The organism is Arthrobacter oryzae (assembly GCF_003634095.1).
Classification (GTDB): Bacteria; Actinomycetota; Actinomycetes; order Actinomycetales; family Micrococcaceae; genus Arthrobacter; species Arthrobacter oryzae.
The window spans coordinates 206749-222406 of the sequence record NZ_RBIR01000002.1 but is presented as its reverse complement, the minus strand read 5'-3'; the positions used below and the strand labels follow the sequence as shown (position 1 = coordinate 222406).

Sequence of the window (15658 nt, the reverse complement as noted above, 5' to 3'; positions counted from 1 at the left end):
GCTTACCGCCGACAAGCGACCCGCACGCACAAAGGGTCCGGAAACCCCACGGGGTTTCCGGACCCTTTATGCGTTGACAGGCTTATGCGTTGACGGGCCTTGAACCGAGGAGACCTACTTGGCCGCCGGGATTCCGGCAACCGGCACGTGCGCCACGCCGCCGGCGGCGCGCCTGGAGCCGCGCCGCTCCAGCCAGATGGCGAGGCGGGAGACGGCCAGGTCGATGGCGATGTAGATGGCCGCGGCCACGAAGAACACCGGGAACAGGTATTGCGGGCCGAGGAAGTCGGCCATGACCTGCACTGCCCGGAGCAGCTCGCCGTAGGCAACGATGTAGCCGAGCGAGGTGTCCTTGAGCAGCACCACGAGCTGCGCCACCAGCGAGGGCAGCATGCGCCGGATGGCCTGCGGCAGCTCAATGGTCAGCCGGGACTGGAAGCTGGTGAGGCCAATCGCCAGGCCAGCCTCACGCTGGCCCTTGGGCAGCGACTGGACACCGGCGCGGATGATCTCGGCAAAAATCGCCGAGTTGTACAGCACCAGGCCGGCCACGACAGCGACGAACGAGCTGGTGGCGAAGACGAGCAGCACGAACAGCATCATCAGCACCACGGGCATGCCGCGCAGGAATTCCAGCACGATCCGGGTGGGCACCCTGATCCAGGCGTTGTCCGAGATGCGCATCAGGCACAGGAGCAGGCCGAGCGGGAAGGCAATCACCGCCGCCACTGCCGCAGCGGCGAGCGTGGCGCCGATGCCATTGGCGATCAGCACCCAGACATCGGGAATCTGGAACACCGCCCAGCGGTTGGCGTCGAAGATTCCCTGCTGGGCGAGCGTCATGACCGCCAGGACCAGGAGGCCACCGATCACGACGACGCCGATGATGGAGCCGATCAGCGAGATGCGGCGGGCCTTGGGGCCGGGGACGTCGTAGAGAACTGAACTCATCGCGCGATTGCCACCTTTCGTTCAACGACGTTGGCGAGGTAGCCAAGCGGGATGGTTATCAGCAGGTAGAAGAACGCGACGCCGACCAGGACCCACACGACCGCGTCGCCGTTGGCGTTGGCCAGCTGCTTGCCTTGGCCGAACAGCTCCAGCACGTAGAACGCGCCGGCCACGGAGGAGTTCTTGACCAAGGCGATCAGAATGTTGATCAGCGGCGGGATGACGGTGCGCAGGGCCTGCGGAAGGATGATGAGGGTGAGCACCTGGCTGAACTTCATGCCGATGCTGCGGGCGGCCTCTGCCTGGCCCACCGGGACACTGTTGACGCCGGAGCGTACGGCCTCGGCGATGAAGGCCGAGGTGTAGGCGCTCAGCGCGATGATGGCCGCCACCTCGAACTGCTGGAAGGTGATGCCGAGGCGGGGCAGAACCACGGCCGCGAAGAAGAACGCGATGGTCAGCGGCGTGTTCCGGACGATCTCGACGTACACCATGCTGAAGCCGCGCAGCGCGGCGATGGGCGAGACACGGGCGGCGGCGAGCACAGTACCGAAGATCAAGGCGATAATCCCCGAGACCACGGACAGGAAGAGGGTTCGGAGAAAACCGTCCCAATACTGCGGGAGGTTTTCAATGATGACGTCCATAAGTTCCTTCAGCTGCGTTGAGGGGATTCCATGCGGAAGACGGGCGTGGCGGCTGCCGAGCTGCGGAAAATCCGCTGCCCGGCAGCCGCCACAGCCGACTAGTAGCGGTTGATCGCGGGAAGCTCGGGCGCGGTCTTGATGACGGTGCCGGCGGTGGCGTCCCAGGCCTTCTTGTAGGACCCGTCCTTGGCGAAGGCCTCCAGCTGGTCATTGATCCACATGCGGAAGGTCTTATCGTCCTTCTTCAGGCCGATGCCGTAGGGCTCCTTGGTGAAGGTCTGGTCCGAGGCCAGCTTGAACGCATCCGGTTCCTTGGACACGAACCCGGCCAGGATCACGTTGTCAGTGGTGACGGCTTCAACCTGGTGGTTGCGCAGCGGCTCAAGGCAGGCGGAGTAGGTCGCGGCCGGAACCAGGACTGCTCCATACTTCTCCACGATCGTCTGGGCCGGGGTGGAGCCGGTCACGGAGCAGACGTTCTTGCCCTTGAGGTCCTCGGGCTTGGTGATGGAGTTGTTGTCCTTGTTCACCATGAGGGCCTGTCCGGCCTCGTAGTACGGGCCGGCGAAGTCAACTTGGGTCTTGCGCTTGTCGTTGATCGTGTAGGTGGCGACGATCATGTCCACCTTGCCCTGCTTGAGGAACTCCTCGCGGTTAGCGGAGACCGTTTCAACCCACTCGATCTTGTCGGCGGGGATGCCCAGCTTGGCGGCAATCAGCTTGCCGATTTCGACGTCGAAGCCAACCGGCTTGCCGTCGAGGCCCTTCTGGCCGAAGAGGGGCTGGTCGAACTTGGTGCCGATGGTGATCTTTCCGGCGTTTGAAAGCTTGGCCATGGTGGAATCGGCAGCAAAGCTCGGCTTCTCGGCTACGGGCGGGTTAGTGGTAGTGGAGGAGCTGCCGCCACAGGCGCTCAGGCTGAGCGCGAGTGCTGCGGATGCGGCAACCAGAAGGGTTTTCCTTCGGGTCAAAAATGCCTTCATGACATTCCTTTCATTGGACGGCCGCCATCCGGCGGCCAGAGTGCGAACTCGTCGGGACTTAGTGCGTCAGAAGCTTGGACAGGAAATCCTTGGCCCGGCTGCTCTTGGGATTGGAAAAGAATTCCTCAGGGGTCGCGTCCTCGACGATCTGGCCGTCGGCCATGAACACGACGCGGTCGGCGGCCTTGCGGGCGAAGCCCATCTCGTGGGTGACCACGATCATGGTCATGCCCTCCTTGGCGAGCTGGACCATGACGTCCAGGACCTCGTTGATCATTTCCGGGTCCAGCGCAGAGGTGGGCTCATCGAAAAGCATCACCTTCGGCTTCATGGCCAGGGCGCGGGCAATGGCAACGCGCTGCTGCTGGCCGCCGGAGAGCTGCGCCGGAAGCTTGGGGGCCTGATGCCCGACGCCGACGCGCTCCAGTAGGGCCATGGCGTCCTTGTCGGCCTCGGCCTTGGAGACACCCTTGACCTTGATCGGGCCGAGGGTCACGTTTTCCAGGATGGTCTTGTGGGCAAACAGGTTGAAGGACTGGAAGACCATGCCGACGTCGGCGCGCAGCTTCGCCAGTTCCTTGCCCTCCGCGGGCAGTTCCTTGCCATCGATCCTGATCTCGCCGTCGTCGATCGTTTCCAGGCGGTTGATGGCTCGGCACAGCGTTGACTTGCCGGAACCGGAGGGTCCGATGACAACAACGACCTCACCCTTGCGGACATTCAGGTTGATGTCCTTCAGGACGTGCAGCTGGCCGTAATGCTTGTTCACGGCCTTCAGGGAGACGAGCGCATCGCCGGGCACTTGAGTAGTCATAAGAAGAATCTATCGAAGATTGACGCGGTATGACCGCAATCACTGCCTTTGGCGAGGATCGTGATTCAAGAGATACCTGCACGTCAGGGCCTCCGGCGGTGTCTCGGCCGGCCCCTGCGGCGCCGCCGCCGCGGGGCCTTGGCGGCTCGCACGGACGCTTCGCCGCCGACGTGCCGGAGCGGCGGAGCCGGTGTTCCGCGCTAGCCTATGGGCATGAGTACCGATCCGCAGCAAGGCCCCAAGCAAGACGCCGACCCCAACGCCGCAGGGAAGCCTGCCCGGGAGGCCCGCATGACTCCGGGACCCAACGGGATCCGCCATAAGGGCCCGCTCGAGCTGCGCCGCAAGGCCGCCAAGGTCACGATGTCGGACCAGACCTTGCTGGACACCAAGGGGCCGGGGCAGTTCGTGCACACCGATCCCTGGCGCGTCCTGCGGATCCAGAGTGAGTTCGTGGAAGGCTTCGGCGCCCTCGCCGATCTTGGCCCCGCGGTCAGCGTCTTCGGCTCCGCCCGCACCCTGCCGGGCAGCCTGAACTACGAGCTCGGCGTCGAGGTCGGGCGCAAACTGGCCGAGGCCGGGCTGGCCGTGATCACGGGCGGCGGTCCCGGTTCAATGGAGGCCGCGAACAAGGGCGCCGTGCAGGGCAACGGCATCTCCGTGGGGCTGGGGATTGAACTGCCCTTTGAGCAGGGCATGAACCAATGGGTGGACCTGGGCATCAACTTCCGGTACTTCTTCGCCCGCAAGACCATGTTCGTCAAGTACGCCCAGGGCTTCATCGTGCTCCCCGGCGGCCTTGGCACCCTGGACGAGCTCTTCGAAGCCATGGTCCTGGTCCAGACCCGCAAAGTCACGTCCTTCCCGATCGTGCTGGTGGGAACCGCCTTCTGGACCCCGATGCTCGAATGGGTCCGTGACACGCTCGTCGCGGAGGGGATGGTTTCCGAGGAGGACCTCGACCTCGTGCAGGTGGTGGACGACGCCGCGCTGGCCGTCGAACTCGTCGTGGAGGGTGCCGCCCGCCACCGAAACCCGAACGGGAACGCCAACGGGAACGGCAACGGGGACGGCAACCGAACGCGCGGCTGAAGCGTCCGGCCGCCGGCGTCTGGCACGATGGTCTAGTGAGTCTCTTCCTGGTTTTCCTGGCGATAGTGCTGATCGGCGTCGCCGTCCTCCTGGGCACGGGCCTGGCGCCCAAGATCTTCGGCCGGGGCCGGGGCGGCGGTGCGGCCGCCTCGTTTGAGGACGGTTTCGACGAGCCGGTTGCCTCCCTGCCGCCGGTGCTGCTGCCCGAGCACGCGGCAGCGGCTGACATCGACCGGCTCCGTTTTGCCGTCGGGCTCCGCGGCTACCGGATGGACCAGGTGGACCAGGTCCTGGATGACCTGCGGGACCAGATCGTCGCCAAGGATCAGAAGATCGAGGCACTCGGGGAGGAACTGGAACGCCTCCGCCCGCCGGCGGAGCAGGGTCCGTGAGCCACGTGGACAACCCGGAGACCGTCGCGGGGCCTGAGGCCCGGACACCGCTGGGGCTGACCGCTGTTCTGTGGAAACGCATCGCAGCGGCCGGCGACCGGTTGTCGAGGTGGCCGTGGTGGGCCCAGGTGGCCGGCCTGTATGCCCTCGCCCGCCTCCTCAGCGCCTGCATCTTCATGGCAGCCGCCCTGCACCAGGGCGTGAATCCGTGGTTTCCCGCCAAGCCGGACTACTGGAACTTCATCAATATCTGGGATGCCCGCTGGTACGCCGATGCGCTCCAGACCGGGTACCCGGCGCTGCTGCCTACCAGCGCCGCAGGTACCGTCGAGGAGAACACGTGGGCCTTCTACCCGCTGTTTCCCGTCCTGGGCCGGGTGGTTTCCGGACTCACGGGCACGGGCCCCGCGTGGTCGCTGACGGCCATCGCGCTATTCTCCGGGCTTGGCGCTGCCCTTGTGGCCTACAGAATTTTCCGGCACCGGGCCCCCCACCGCACGGCGCTGTGGGGGACCGTCTTCCTGGCGGCCTTTCCGGTGGCACCGGTGTTACAGGTGCCCTACGCCGAATCCCTTAACCTGTTGCTGCTCGGCGCCGCGCTGCTCCTGGTCCTCGAGCGCCGGTACCTGTGGGCCATGCCCGTAGTGGTCCTGATGTGCCTCTCCCGGCCCACCGGCGTGCCGTTCGCCGCGATGACGGGGCTGCTGTTCCTGTACCGGATGTGGCAACGACTCGCATCCGAGCGTCTGGCGGCCAAGGCCCCGGCAGGCCAGACCCCTGCAAGCGAGGGCCTCGCATCCGAGGGCCTCGCAACCGACGGCCTCGCAACCGGGCGCCCGCGCGGCGGTCCGGTGCACGCCACCTCCCAGCTCTGGTCCCTGGCCGGGCTCACTGTTGTCAGCGGGATCGGTGCTCTGCTGTGGCCGGCCATCGCCTGGGCCGCGACTGGCGATCCGAGCGCCTACACCAAGACCGAAACCGCATGGCGCGGCGCTGACCTGGTGCCCTTCAAGCCGTGGTTCGATACCGGCATCATGCTGTTCGGCCCGACGCTCGGGATACTGGCGCCGTTCGTGTTCGTTGCCGCGTTCACCCTGCTGATGATGTCCCGGCCCGTGGTGGCGCTGGGCACCGAGCTGCGGCTCTGGTGCTGGTGCTACATGGGGTATTTGCTGGTCTTCCTGCAGCCCCAGACCAGCACGTTTAGGATGCTGTTGCCGCTGTTCCCGCTCGCCCTGAGCGCGGCACTCCTCTCACGCTCCCGCGCTTACCGCGGGGCGGTGGTGGTCATGTTTGTGCTGCTGCAGATCGTCTGGATTGTGTGGTTGTGGGCGTGGGCCCCGCTGCCGGGCGGAGGGGACTATCCGCCGTGACGCACGGCACCATTTCGCGGCACCGGCCCGGCTTTGCGGGGCGCGCGGGAAAGTCCAACGATTAGCTCCGGGCGCATTGTTACGCGATAATAGAGGATAAGCAAGGACAAGAAGCACACTGAATAACAGCGCACTGAATAAACACACACTGATTATTCGCACGCGGTTCATCTGTGAACGGTTTGTCATGGCGGCCTCGTGGAGTGCTGCCGGACGGCTAGATTGACCAAGCGGACGCAGCCCGGCCGGGCTGGTATGTCAGGGACTAATGGAGGGGATATTCCTTATGGCGGCAATGAAACCACGCACCGGCGACGGCCCTATGGAAGTGACAAAAGAGGGACGAAGCCTGATCATGCGTGTTCCGCTCGAAGGCGGGGGGCGACTCGTGGTGGAACTCAACGCTGCTGAGGCGACAAACCTCAAGGAATGCCTCGTAGGCGTCACCGAATAGCTCCGCACCAAGAGATTCGCAAAAGGGCGGGGTCCCAGCCATCAGGCTGCGGACCCCGCCCTTTGTTGTCGGCGCCCGGCACGTCACCTGTGACGCCTGGGCGGGCCTGCGGTTGCGGCCGCTACTTCTTGACCGCGATCAGCAGGCCGTCGCCGGTGGGCAGCATGGCAGAGGCGAGGCGGTCGTCGTCGCGGATGGACTTGCCGATCTGGCGGAGCACCACCGTAGTGGCATCCCGGGCTGCCGGATTCGCCACCCGGTCCTTGTCGAGCGCGTCATTGACAATCAGCAGGCCGCCGGACTTGAGCAGCCGCACGGCCTGTTCCACATAGCTGGGGTAGTTCGGTTTGTCGGCGTCAATGAACACGAGGTCGTACGCGCTGTCCGTCAGACGGGGGAGGACATCCCCGGCCCGGCCCGAAATGGTGCGGGTGCGATTGGCGGGGCTGCCCGCTTCATGGAACGCTTCCCGTGCCGCCTTGAGGTGCTCGACGTCGACGTCGATGGTCGTCAGGACAGCCTGCGGACCCAGCCCGCGCAGGATGCACACGCCGGACACCCCGGCGCCGGTGCCGATCTCCACCGCGGTCTGTGCCTTGGACGCAGCCGCCAGCACCGTCAGCACGGCACCCACCCCGGGACCGATCGGCGTCACGCCAAGCTCGAAAGACCGTTCGCGCGCGTGCAACAGGACCTCATCCTCGGCAGGCAGATCTTCTGCATAGGACCAGCTCGTGGACTTATCGGCGCTCATGGGATATCGCTTTCTGGGCGGCAGGGGAGTGTTCACTACAGCGTACTGTGTCCGGCGGGACGGGACACGGAGGCGGCAGCGCCGTGGCCCCGGCGGCCGGGAAGGCGATTGCCCTTTGGCGCAGTTTTGCGAGTGCTAGCTGGCGGGGTCGTATTGGAAAGCGCGCACCTCCTGCGCGCAACGGCAGGAGACCGCGATCTTGGCGGCCCACTCCAAGGCCGCCTCATAGGAGGGCAGCTCCAGCACCGAGTAGCCGCCTTCGAGCTGCGCCGTCTGCGGGTACGTGCCCTCGCGCACGGTTCCATCGCCGTCGACCATGACCGGAGGGATGCTCTCATCGATGCCGCCGCCGAACACCCAGACGCCGGCGTCCTTCGCCTCCTGAACCACCGCATGCGCCGCATCCGAAACGGCCTGCAGCTCTTCGTCAGGGAAGTCCATGGCGGCACTCGGAAACGAGATCAGGTACTTGGTCATCACGGCTCCTTCTTCGCGGCACGGGGATCGCATTCATCCTCGCCGATGCCATCTTGCCGACGCAAGGCTCTCGGCGGTCGCTGGTGCAGTCTCGCCGCTGCGTTGCTTGGTGAATGTCCGCGGGGCGCGCTTCTCTCAGCGCCTCTCACAGCGAAGTGATGGTGATCTTCATCGGGGCGGTGGAATCCGGGCCTTCAAGGACTCGTTGACGGGGGCGAAGGCGATCCGATCCAGGACGAGTTCGATCTCGCGGATTTTGTCTGCGGTGATCGTGAGCAGCTCAATGCACCTCACGGCACCGGCAGCCGTATCGGTGACGAAGTCGTACACGATGCAGGCGCGGTCGCGGTCAGTGAAGACCTCCCGGATCTCATTGCGGACCAGCACCGGGAGGAGGCGCTTGAGTGCCGCCATCCAGCCGGCCTTGTCGAGAACCGTGCCGGCGAATGTGGCTACGAGATCCTCGTCGAGGAAAGTATCAAGGGTGTCCATATTGTGGGAGCCAACGGCCTGGATGTAGGACCGTGCGATCCCCTCGACGCAGGCGTCCGGCATGGGTGGTCCTTTCGTGAGTGGCGCTGGGACCTCCTCGCGGGCCACAGGCAAGCCTGGAACCCGCGGGTGGTCGCAGCGTTTTTTCGAAAGCCTAGCGGCGGGCACCTGGCACGGGAAGCTCCGCAGGCGGGCGGTCTAAATCATGGGTGCGGGAACCGCCGGTTGTCCGGATGCCGACGCAAAGCCCTTTCCAGCGACACCCAGTGTTCGCAGACCGCCGCATGAAGCGCGGAACTGCGCGCCCGGCGTCCGGGACAGGCGTTCCGCCTTGGGCTGAAGACGGGTCTGCGTCAGGTAATTCCCAGTTTATTTTGAAATGATGGGAGTCCGCTCATCCGCGTGGTGATCGGCGTCGAATGAAGGGTGCGGAACCTGTGCGAGCAGGCACCGCTTCGGGCGTAGGTACCATCCATGAGGGGAGCGGACGATGTCGGTTCTGACACCTGTCCCGGCAACTGGGGCAACTGATCCGGCCGGCCAGCCCGGCACCGCGGCGGAAGCCGAGTGGGTCCGGCCGACCTGGGAGGAAGTGGTGACCAACCACTCCGCCAAGGTCTACCGCCTTGCCTACCGGCTGACCGGAAACAAGTACGACGCCGAGGACCTCACCCAAGAGGTTTTCGTCCGCGTGTTCCGTTCGCTGGAGAACTTCAAGCCCGGCACACTGGACGGCTGGCTGCACCGGATCACCACCAACCTGTTCCTGGACCAGGCCCGGCGCAAGAACCGCATCCGCTTCGATGCCCTCTCCGACGACGCCGAATCGCGGCTTCCCGGCCGGGAACCGGGCCCGGAGCAAAGTTTCGAGTTCAACAACCTTGACGTCGATGTTCAGGCGGCGCTCGAGGAGCTGCCCCCGGACTTCCGTGCCGCCGTCGTGCTGTGCGACCTCGAGGGGCTCTCCTACGACGAAGTGGCCGCCGCGCTGGACATCAAGCTCGGCACCGTCAGGTCCCGGATCCACCGGGGCCGGACGATGCTGCGCGAGAAGCTCGCGCACCGTGACCCGCGGCCGGCGCAGCCAGCCAAGCAGTCCCTCAAGCCGCGGCTCAAGATGCCGCGCATCGCCGGCCTCCTCTGAAGCGGTCAATGGGTCTGCTGAAACGTTTACTGGGAAGTTCCGGCTGCAGGTTCTCCGCTAGGAGCCGCGGCGCTACGCGGTTGTGGGCCGCCAGCCACCATGACCATGTGGCGTCGTGTGCCGAGTGCCGCGCCCGGCAACAGCGTGAACGGCAGTATCTTGAGCGGCTCCGTGGCGCCGCCGTGCCCGAGGCCAGCGAGGACCTGACCGCGCGGCTCCTCGCACGGACCGAGCAGTTGGCCGCCGAACGGACTGATGCGGATCCGGAGCGCACGCCCCGGGATCCGGCAGGCGGGCTGCCCGCAGGACCGGCCGCTCCCGGTCGGGCCGCGACGGACGGGCCCTTCGCCGACGGGCCGGTTCCGGTGGCCCGTCCTCAGGGCGGCCGTCGAAGCGGCGCACGCGGGCCTGTCCTGGCGGGAGCCGGGGCCATCGCCGCCCTTGCCCTCATGGCCGGCACCGCCTACTTCATGGGGGGTGACGCCGGGATCCCCGCCGACGGCGCCGAGGGCAGCGCCCTCGCACGGCCGGATTCCGCCGGTCCCCTCAATACCGCCGGTTCCCTCGATGCCGGCGAACCGCTCGGGGCAGGGGAACTGCCCGGTGCCGCCGGCGGTGCCGGGGTCCCCGGGAACGCCGATGCGCCCCGCGTCGGGTTCGGCCCAGGCGACGGGTCAGACATCGCTCCCGCCGGCGCGCTGAGCGCCGGCCAGCTGACCGTGCTCCGTGCCCAGGGATGGACCTGTCCGGAACTGCGCGACCTTGGGTTCCATCTCATGTGGGCCCGTGCCGGCGTCATGTCCGGGGTCAAAGTCCTGGAACTTCGGCTCACGGACGGCCGGCACTTTGCCACGGTCCTCGAGCAGCACATTTCCCCGGACCAGGTCCACGGCACTCCGCCCGCCCAGGCCGATGCTTCGCCCATCAATGTCCTGACCGGCCACACCGCCCGGGCCGACGGCTTCACCCCGGCCCCGGCCGGACTGCTGTCATCCGCCCCCCGGCCCCGCAACGGTGCGCTCTGGATCAACCCGGCCCCGCCGTACCGGGCCATCTACCAGAGCGCGGCGGGCACGTACACCTACATTTCGGATCTGCCGGCCGTACAGGCCGGCGACGGCGCCGCGGCCCTCACCCGGGTCAGAAGCGAAGCCCCGGCCCCGGCATCACGCGACGGCATTCCGGAGCGGATTGAGCGCGGACTGAGCCGAATCCTGGAGCATCTGGCCCCGTGAGGGACGGATGCGGCCGACATCATCGGCGCCAGCCCTTCGCCAAATCGTCGCCAGCCTGAATGAGAGGGTAATCTTCCTAAAGTGCTTGGAATCAATGGACCGGAGTTTGTACTTCTGCTGATCATCGGCCTTCTGGTGATTGGTCCCAGCAGGCTGCCCGAATACACCCAGAAACTTGCCAATATTGTCAAGGAAGTCCGACGGATGGCGTCGGGTGCGCGGGAACAGATCAAGGAAGAAGTCGGCATCGATATCGATGAGGTCGACTGGAAGAAGTACGATCCCCGGCAGTACGATCCCCGCCGGATCATCAAGGAAGCCCTCCTGGAGGATGACACGAAGCCCGTGAGCCCCGGGGCCCCCGCAATGGCCGCGACGGCCGCCGCGGAGCGCCGTCCGGCGCGGGTCATCGAGCACCTGGCCGACGGCGAACCGGCGCCCTTCGACTCAGAGGCAACCTAGGCCGTCCCCGGCCGGATGCGCCGGACCGGACGCCAGCGTCCACGTCCGTGCAGCCCCCACGCCCGCACAGCCCCCTTAACGCGTAGCCTACTTGGCGGGTGGCCCGTCGTCAGCGGGGCTGGAGGCCAAGCGATAAGCCCGTGAGACCGCGGGGAACCGACGTCAGCTTTCCGGCGATCCCCGTCAGGGCCACGGCAGCCGGGGTTTCCGGCCGGCCCAGCACCAGCGGCACCCCGGCATCCCCGCCCTCGCGCAGCAGGACTTCGAGGGGAATCTGGCCCAGCAGGGGAACGTCCGTACCCACGGTCGCCGAGAGGCGCTCGGCGAGCACGGCCCCGCCGCCGCTGCCGAACAGTTCCATCCGGCCGCCGTCGGGCAGTTCAAGATAGGACATGTTCTCGACGACGCCGGCCACGGTCTGCCCGGTCTGGGTGGCGATCGCGCCGGCCCGCTCGGCAACATCCGCCGCCGCCGCCTGGGGGGTGGTCACCACCAGGATCTGCGCCTTGGGTAAAAGCTGGGCCACGGAGATCGCGATGTCGCCGGTACCCGGGGGGAGATCCAGGAAAAGGGCGTCGAGGTCGCCGAAGTAGACGTCAGTGAGGAACTGCTCCAGCGCCCGGTGCAGCATCGGTCCGCGCCAGGCCACGGGCTGGTTTCCGGTGACGAACATGCCGATGGAGATGACCTTGACGCCGTAAGCGACCGGCGGCAGGATCATGTCGTCCACCCGCGTGGGGGCCTGGGTGATGCCCATGAGCGCCGGAACGGAGAACCCGTAGACATCCGCGTCCACGATCCCCACACGGAGCCCCTGGGCCGCCAGGGCGCACGCCAGATTGACCGTCACCGAGGATTTGCCTACGCCGCCCTTGCCGCTCGCGACGGCGTACACCCTGGTCAGCGAGCCCTGCTCATTGAACGGGATGCCCCGTTGGGTGCCGGCACCGCGCAGCCGCTCCTTGAGGGCGTCGCGCTGGGCCTGGGTCATGACGTGCAAGTCAACCTCGACGCCGGTGACGCCCGGGACGGCGGACAGGGCCGCCTCGGTGTCGGCCGTGATGGTGCCGCGCAGCGGGCATCCCACGATGGTCAGCAGGACCACGATCCGCACGCGGCCGCCGTCGGTGACCTCCACGGACTCGACCATGCCGAGCTCGGTAATGGGACGGCGGAGTTCCGGGTCGATCACGGTGGCAAGTGCCGCGCGAACGGCCTCTTCCAGGGCGGGACGGTTCCGGGCGGGGCTCTCCAGGGGAGGAGCGTCCGTGGAAGGGCGGTGCGGCGGGGTGCTCATGCGGGCGGTGCTCAGCTTTCGGGAAAGGTGCGGTGCGCGGGGAGGCGGGCCGGGTCTGCAGGGGACGCGGACGAGTTCGCCGTGGCGTCCTCCGGCGGAGTGTCCCGTTTGCGTCCGGCCTTGACCCGGGGAATCTGCTGCGTGCGGGGGCTTCGCTGCTTGTCGCGCCGCTCTTTCATTTTCTCTTTGACCTTGTCCCGCGGGGTCTCGTGGACGCCGGCGGAAGGATCGTGGGTCCGCAGTTCTTCCTGTGCCTCCAGCATGTCCTCGAGCAGGCTCCGCAGCTCGGCGCGGACGTAGTCGCGGGTGGCGACCTCGCGCAGGGCGATGCGCAGGGACGCAAGTTCCCTGGTCAGGTATTCGGTGTCGGAGAGGTTGCGTTCGGCCCGCTGGCGGTCCTGCTGGAGCGAGACCTTGTCCCGGTCGTCCTGCCGGTTCTGCGCGAGCAGCAGCAGCGGCGCCGCGTAGGAGGCTTGCAGGGAGAGCATGAGGGTCAGCAGCGTGAAGCCCAGTGCCCGCGAGTCGAACTGCCATTCCACCGGAGCCCACGTGTTCCAGCCCAGCCAGAAGACACAGAAGACGGTCATGTAGAGCAGGAACTGGGGCGTGCCCATGAAACGGGCGAAACCTTCCGTGGCATGGCCGAACGCGTCCGGGTCGGGCCGGAAGTTCGGCAGGATGCGTTGCCGGCCGCTCAGGGGCGTGTCGAGGCCGCCGGAGGTCCGGCTTCCGGGCCGGGCGTTGGAGGTGCGTGGTGTGGGGGAGTCAGCCAATGCGGCCTCCAAGCTTCCTTATCGGGGCGTCGTCCTCATGGGCGCGCCAGTCGTCCGGCAACAGATGATCAAGCACGTCGTCAACAGTCACCGCCCCGACAAGCCGTCCGTCCTCGTTGACCACGGGGAGCGAGTTGAGGTTGTAGGTTGCCAGCGTCCGGGCGACCTCACTGATGTGGGCCTGGTCCGAGACCGGTTCCAGGTTCTTGTCCACCAGGTTGCCCAGCGGTTCGGGCGGCGGATAGCGCAGCAGCTGCTGGATGTGCACGACGCCGAGGAAGCGCCCGGTGGGCGTCTCCAGCGGCGGGCGGGCGACGAAGATCGAGGACGCCAACGCGGGGGAAAGTTCCTCCCGGCGGACGTGCGCGAGTGCCTCGGCGACGGTTGCCTCCGGCGGCAGGATCACCGGAACCGGGGTCATGAGGCCGCCGGCTGTGTCCTCGTCGTATTCGAGGAGGCGGCGCACGTCCTCGGCGCCTTCGGGTTCCATCAGCTGCAGGAGTTCCTCGGCCTGCGCGCTGGGGAGTTCGGCGAGGAGGTCGGCGGCGTCGTCGGGGTCCATTTCCTCAAGGACGTCGGCGGCACGGTTGACGTCCAGGGCGGAGAGGATTTCCACCTGGTCACCTTCGGGCATCTCCTGGAGGACGTCCGCGAGACGCTCGTCCTGGAGTTCGCTGGCGACCTCGAAGCGGCGCTTGTCGCTCATTTCCTGGAGGGCTTCGGCGAAGTCGGCCGGCTTGAGGTCCTCGTGCGTTGCCACGAACTGGGTGGCGGCCTGGGGCTCGGTCTTGGCGCCCTGCCGGGCATCGGCCCAGTCAATGATCATGGTTTCGTTGCGGCGCAGCCGGCTCAGCGGCGAGAGTGAATGGCCGCGGCGCACGAACAGCTTACTGACGAACCAGTCGCCGGAGCGGTGCTTGTCCATGGCGATGTCCTCGATGGTCGCGTCTCCGCTGCCGTCCGCGAGGGTGACCCGGCGGTCGAACATTTCGGCTACCACGAGGGTCTCCGCGCCGCGCTGTTCGAAGCGGCGCAGGTTGACCAGTCCGGTACAGATGATCTGGGTCTGGTCAATGGAGGTAATCCGCGTCATGGGCACGAACACGCGCTTCTTGCCGGGGACCTCGACGACGATGCCCACCACGTGCGGGGCGCCCCTGGTTCCGCGCGAGAGCACCACGACGTCGCGCAGCCGGCCCAGCCGGTCGCCCAATGGGTCGAAGACGTCCAGTCCGAGGAGGCGCGCGACAAACACCCGCGATACATTTGTACTCACTTATACAGGCTACCGAGTCTGCTCTCTTTTAGCTGAATTTCCAGCCACACACCAGCCGGATAGGTGAGAATGGGCGTATGTCAAACATTTTTGGTGCTCCCAGGGCCGGTGCCCCCAATGGCCCGGACGAAGCGCGCGCTGTCCCGAGAGGTGACGTCGTCGGTTCGTACAACTCCTACCTGGATGCCCAGAAGGCGGTGGACTACCTGGCCGACCAGCAGTTCCCCGTGCAAATGGTGTCGATCGTGGGCAACGATCTGAAGATGGTGGAGCGCGTCACCGGCCGGCTCACGTACCCGCGCGTAGCCCTGTCCGGCGCGCTCAGCGGCATGTGGTTCGGCCTGTTCGTCGGCGTCATGCTGTCCTTCTTCTCCACGACCCCCGGGTATTTCTCGATTGTGACGTCCGTGCTGATGGGTGCTGCGTTCTTCATGCTCTTCGGCATCGTCACCTACGCCATGCAGCGCGGCAAGCGCGACTTCACCTCGACCAGCCAGGTGGTGGCGACTAACTACGACGTCGTGGTCTCCTTCGAGGCCGCCGGCGAGGCGCGGCGCCTGCTGCACCAGTTGCCGATGACGCCGCATGACGCCTCCGGCGTAGCCGCGGCGGGCTATCAGCAGCACGACTACCGTCATCAGGAGCCGCAGCAGCACCACCCCCAGCAGCCCGGCCATGCGCCCCAGCGCCCGGCAGGCTGGAATGATCCGTACGGCCAGAGGACCCCGGAGGCCGGCAGCGGCCCGGCCGGCCAGTACGAGGGTGGCCAGTACCAGGGTGGCCAGCCCCAGCAGGGCGACGCCGCGGGCCACGCGGCGTCGGGCGCGGAAGAGGAAGAGGCGCCCCGCCCCGCCGGCCGCGTCTCCGGTGTGACGTATCCGGACCTCCCCGACGGCCGTCCGCAGTACGGCGTCAGGGTCACCGACGCTGACAAGCAGGCGCCCGGCCAGGACGGCCGGCAGCACTGATTTAGCAAAAAAGCGAGGGTCCCGGACATCCGGGACCCTCGCTTTTCTGCTTTGTCCTGATGCTCCCGCCATGC

18 protein-coding genes are annotated in these 15658 nt (G+C 66.8%); 8 read left to right on the top strand and 10 right to left on the bottom strand.

The genetic code is table 11. The features are described from left to right. Positions 1 to 114: 114 nt before the first annotated feature. From C8D78_RS05325 to C8D78_RS05310, 4 genes are all read right to left on the bottom strand, one after another. The gene (locus C8D78_RS05325; protein WP_120950916.1) at positions 115 to 951 is read right to left on the bottom strand and encodes an amino acid ABC transporter permease; all 837 of its coding nucleotides are present in this window, start codon (positions 949 to 951) and stop codon (positions 115 to 117) included. Then, complete coding sequence (locus tag C8D78_RS05320) at positions 948 to 1598, bottom strand: amino acid ABC transporter permease (RefSeq protein WP_120950914.1); 651 nt, start codon at positions 1596 to 1598, stop codon at positions 948 to 950. Before C8D78_RS05320 ends, C8D78_RS05325 begins: the two co-directional genes overlap by 4 nt. A gap of 98 nt (positions 1599 to 1696) precedes the next feature. Further along, positions 1697 to 2581 (bottom strand): glutamate ABC transporter substrate-binding protein, encoded by an 885-nt coding sequence (locus C8D78_RS05315; RefSeq protein ID WP_120950912.1) that lies wholly within the window; start codon positions 2579 to 2581, stop codon positions 1697 to 1699. A 58-nt stretch (positions 2582 to 2639) separates the two neighbouring features. Then, a complete protein-coding gene (locus C8D78_RS05310; RefSeq protein WP_120950910.1) occupies positions 2640 to 3395 on the bottom strand; it encodes an amino acid ABC transporter ATP-binding protein in 756 nt (251 codons plus the stop codon). 213 nt (positions 3396 to 3608) lie between these two features. On the opposite strand from C8D78_RS05310, the gene C8D78_RS05305 reads away from it, so the two are divergent. From C8D78_RS05305 to C8D78_RS05290, 4 genes are all read left to right on the top strand, one after another. Beyond that, entirely contained in the window at positions 3609 to 4487 is an 879-nt protein-coding gene (locus tag C8D78_RS05305) for an LOG family protein (RefSeq protein WP_425266674.1), read from the top strand. 35 nt (positions 4488 to 4522) lie between these two features. After that, the gene (locus tag C8D78_RS05300; protein ID WP_120950908.1) at positions 4523 to 4879 is read left to right on the top strand and encodes a DivIVA domain-containing protein; all 357 of its coding nucleotides are present in this window, start codon (positions 4523 to 4525) and stop codon (positions 4877 to 4879) included. After that, positions 4876 to 6252, top strand: coding sequence for a hypothetical protein (locus C8D78_RS05295; RefSeq protein ID WP_120950906.1), 1377 nt, complete (start codon positions 4876 to 4878; stop codon positions 6250 to 6252). The genes C8D78_RS05300 and C8D78_RS05295 overlap by 4 nt, the downstream gene beginning before the upstream one ends. Before the next feature lie 286 nt (positions 6253 to 6538). Then, positions 6539 to 6706: a DUF3117 domain-containing protein gene (locus C8D78_RS05290; RefSeq protein WP_079550332.1), complete on the top strand. Its 168-nt coding sequence runs from the start codon at positions 6539 to 6541 to the stop codon at positions 6704 to 6706. Positions 6707 to 6827: 121 nt separating this feature from the next. Here C8D78_RS05290 and C8D78_RS05285 read toward each other — a convergent pair whose 3' ends face one another. From C8D78_RS05285 to C8D78_RS05275, 3 genes are all read right to left on the bottom strand, one after another. Next, positions 6828 to 7460 (bottom strand): O-methyltransferase, encoded by a 633-nt coding sequence (locus C8D78_RS05285; protein ID WP_120950904.1) that lies wholly within the window; start codon positions 7458 to 7460, stop codon positions 6828 to 6830. A 135-nt stretch (positions 7461 to 7595) separates the two neighbouring features. Continuing rightward, positions 7596 to 7937 (bottom strand): YciI family protein, encoded by a 342-nt coding sequence (locus C8D78_RS05280; protein WP_120950903.1) that lies wholly within the window; start codon positions 7935 to 7937, stop codon positions 7596 to 7598. A gap of 168 nt (positions 7938 to 8105) precedes the next feature. Then, positions 8106 to 8492 carry a nuclear transport factor 2 family protein gene (locus C8D78_RS05275; protein ID WP_120950901.1) on the bottom strand — a complete coding sequence of 129 codons (387 nt, stop codon included), beginning with the start codon at positions 8490 to 8492 and terminating at the stop codon, positions 8106 to 8108. Positions 8493 to 8919: 427 nt separating this feature from the next. Between C8D78_RS05275 and sigE the strand changes: the two genes are divergently transcribed. From sigE to C8D78_RS05260, 3 genes are all read left to right on the top strand, one after another. Further along, entirely contained in the window at positions 8920 to 9573 is a 654-nt protein-coding gene (gene sigE, locus C8D78_RS05270) for an RNA polymerase sigma factor SigE (protein WP_120950899.1), read from the top strand. A 107-nt stretch (positions 9574 to 9680) separates the two neighbouring features. After that, positions 9681 to 10808, top strand: coding sequence for a hypothetical protein (locus tag C8D78_RS05265; protein ID WP_167467853.1), 1128 nt, complete (start codon positions 9681 to 9683; stop codon positions 10806 to 10808). An 81-nt stretch (positions 10809 to 10889) separates the two neighbouring features. Then, entirely contained in the window at positions 10890 to 11270 is a 381-nt protein-coding gene (locus C8D78_RS05260) for a twin-arginine translocase TatA/TatE family subunit (RefSeq protein WP_120950895.1), read from the top strand. A 109-nt stretch (positions 11271 to 11379) separates the two neighbouring features. On the opposite strand, the gene C8D78_RS05255 is transcribed toward C8D78_RS05260, so the two are convergent. The 3 genes from C8D78_RS05255 to C8D78_RS05245 are packed head-to-tail and all read right to left on the bottom strand — an operon-like array spanning position 11380 to position 14616. Then, entirely contained in the window at positions 11380 to 12567 is a 1188-nt protein-coding gene (locus C8D78_RS05255) for an Mrp/NBP35 family ATP-binding protein (RefSeq protein WP_244208265.1), read from the bottom strand. Between the two features lie 11 nt (positions 12568 to 12578). Continuing rightward, positions 12579 to 13352: a DUF1003 domain-containing protein gene (locus C8D78_RS05250; protein ID WP_120950893.1), complete on the bottom strand. Its 774-nt coding sequence runs from the start codon at positions 13350 to 13352 to the stop codon at positions 12579 to 12581. Then, on the bottom strand, positions 13333 to 14616 hold the full coding sequence (locus tag C8D78_RS05245) for a magnesium transporter MgtE N-terminal domain-containing protein (protein ID WP_120950891.1): 1284 nt from the start codon (positions 14614 to 14616) through the stop codon (positions 13333 to 13335). The genes C8D78_RS05250 and C8D78_RS05245 overlap by 20 nt, the downstream gene beginning before the upstream one ends. A 77-nt stretch (positions 14617 to 14693) precedes the next feature. Between C8D78_RS05245 and C8D78_RS05240 the strand changes: the two genes are divergently transcribed. Continuing rightward, the gene (locus C8D78_RS05240) at positions 14694 to 15584 is read left to right on the top strand and encodes a YflT domain-containing protein (RefSeq protein ID WP_120950889.1); all 891 of its coding nucleotides are present in this window, start codon (positions 14694 to 14696) and stop codon (positions 15582 to 15584) included. Positions 15585 to 15658: the final 74 nt, after the last annotated feature.

Bases quoted from the DNA above. Each gene is read 5' to 3' on its own strand.
- C8D78_RS05310 (WP_120950910.1), bottom strand. From the start codon at position 3,395: ATGACTACTCAAGTGCCCGGCGATGCGCTCGTCTCCCTGAAGGCCGTG.
- C8D78_RS05280 (WP_120950903.1), bottom strand. From the start codon at position 7,937: ATGACCAAGTACCTGATCTCGTTTCCGAGTGCCGCCATGGACTTCCCT.
- C8D78_RS05275 (WP_120950901.1), bottom strand. From the start codon at position 8,492: ATGCCGGACGCCTGCGTCGAGGGGATCGCACGGTCCTACATCCAGGCC.
- C8D78_RS05315 (WP_120950912.1), bottom strand. From the start codon at position 2,581: ATGAAGGCATTTTTGACCCGAAGGAAAACCCTTCTGGTTGCCGCATCC.
- C8D78_RS05285 (WP_120950904.1), bottom strand. From the start codon at position 7,460: ATGAGCGCCGATAAGTCCACGAGCTGGTCCTATGCAGAAGATCTGCCT.
- C8D78_RS05325 (WP_120950916.1), bottom strand. From the start codon at position 951: ATGAGTTCAGTTCTCTACGACGTCCCCGGCCCCAAGGCCCGCCGCATC.
- sigE (WP_120950899.1), top strand. From the start codon at position 8,920: ATGTCGGTTCTGACACCTGTCCCGGCAACTGGGGCAACTGATCCGGCC.
- C8D78_RS05305 (WP_425266674.1), top strand. From the start codon at position 3,609: ATGAGTACCGATCCGCAGCAAGGCCCCAAGCAAGACGCCGACCCCAAC.
- C8D78_RS05255 (WP_244208265.1), bottom strand. From the start codon at position 12,567: ATGAGCACCCCGCCGCACCGCCCTTCCACGGACGCTCCTCCCCTGGAG.
- C8D78_RS05240 (WP_120950889.1), top strand. From the start codon at position 14,694: ATGTCAAACATTTTTGGTGCTCCCAGGGCCGGTGCCCCCAATGGCCCG.
- C8D78_RS05290 (WP_079550332.1), top strand. From the start codon at position 6,539: ATGGCGGCAATGAAACCACGCACCGGCGACGGCCCTATGGAAGTGACA.
- C8D78_RS05320 (WP_120950914.1), bottom strand. From the start codon at position 1,598: ATGGACGTCATCATTGAAAACCTCCCGCAGTATTGGGACGGTTTTCTC.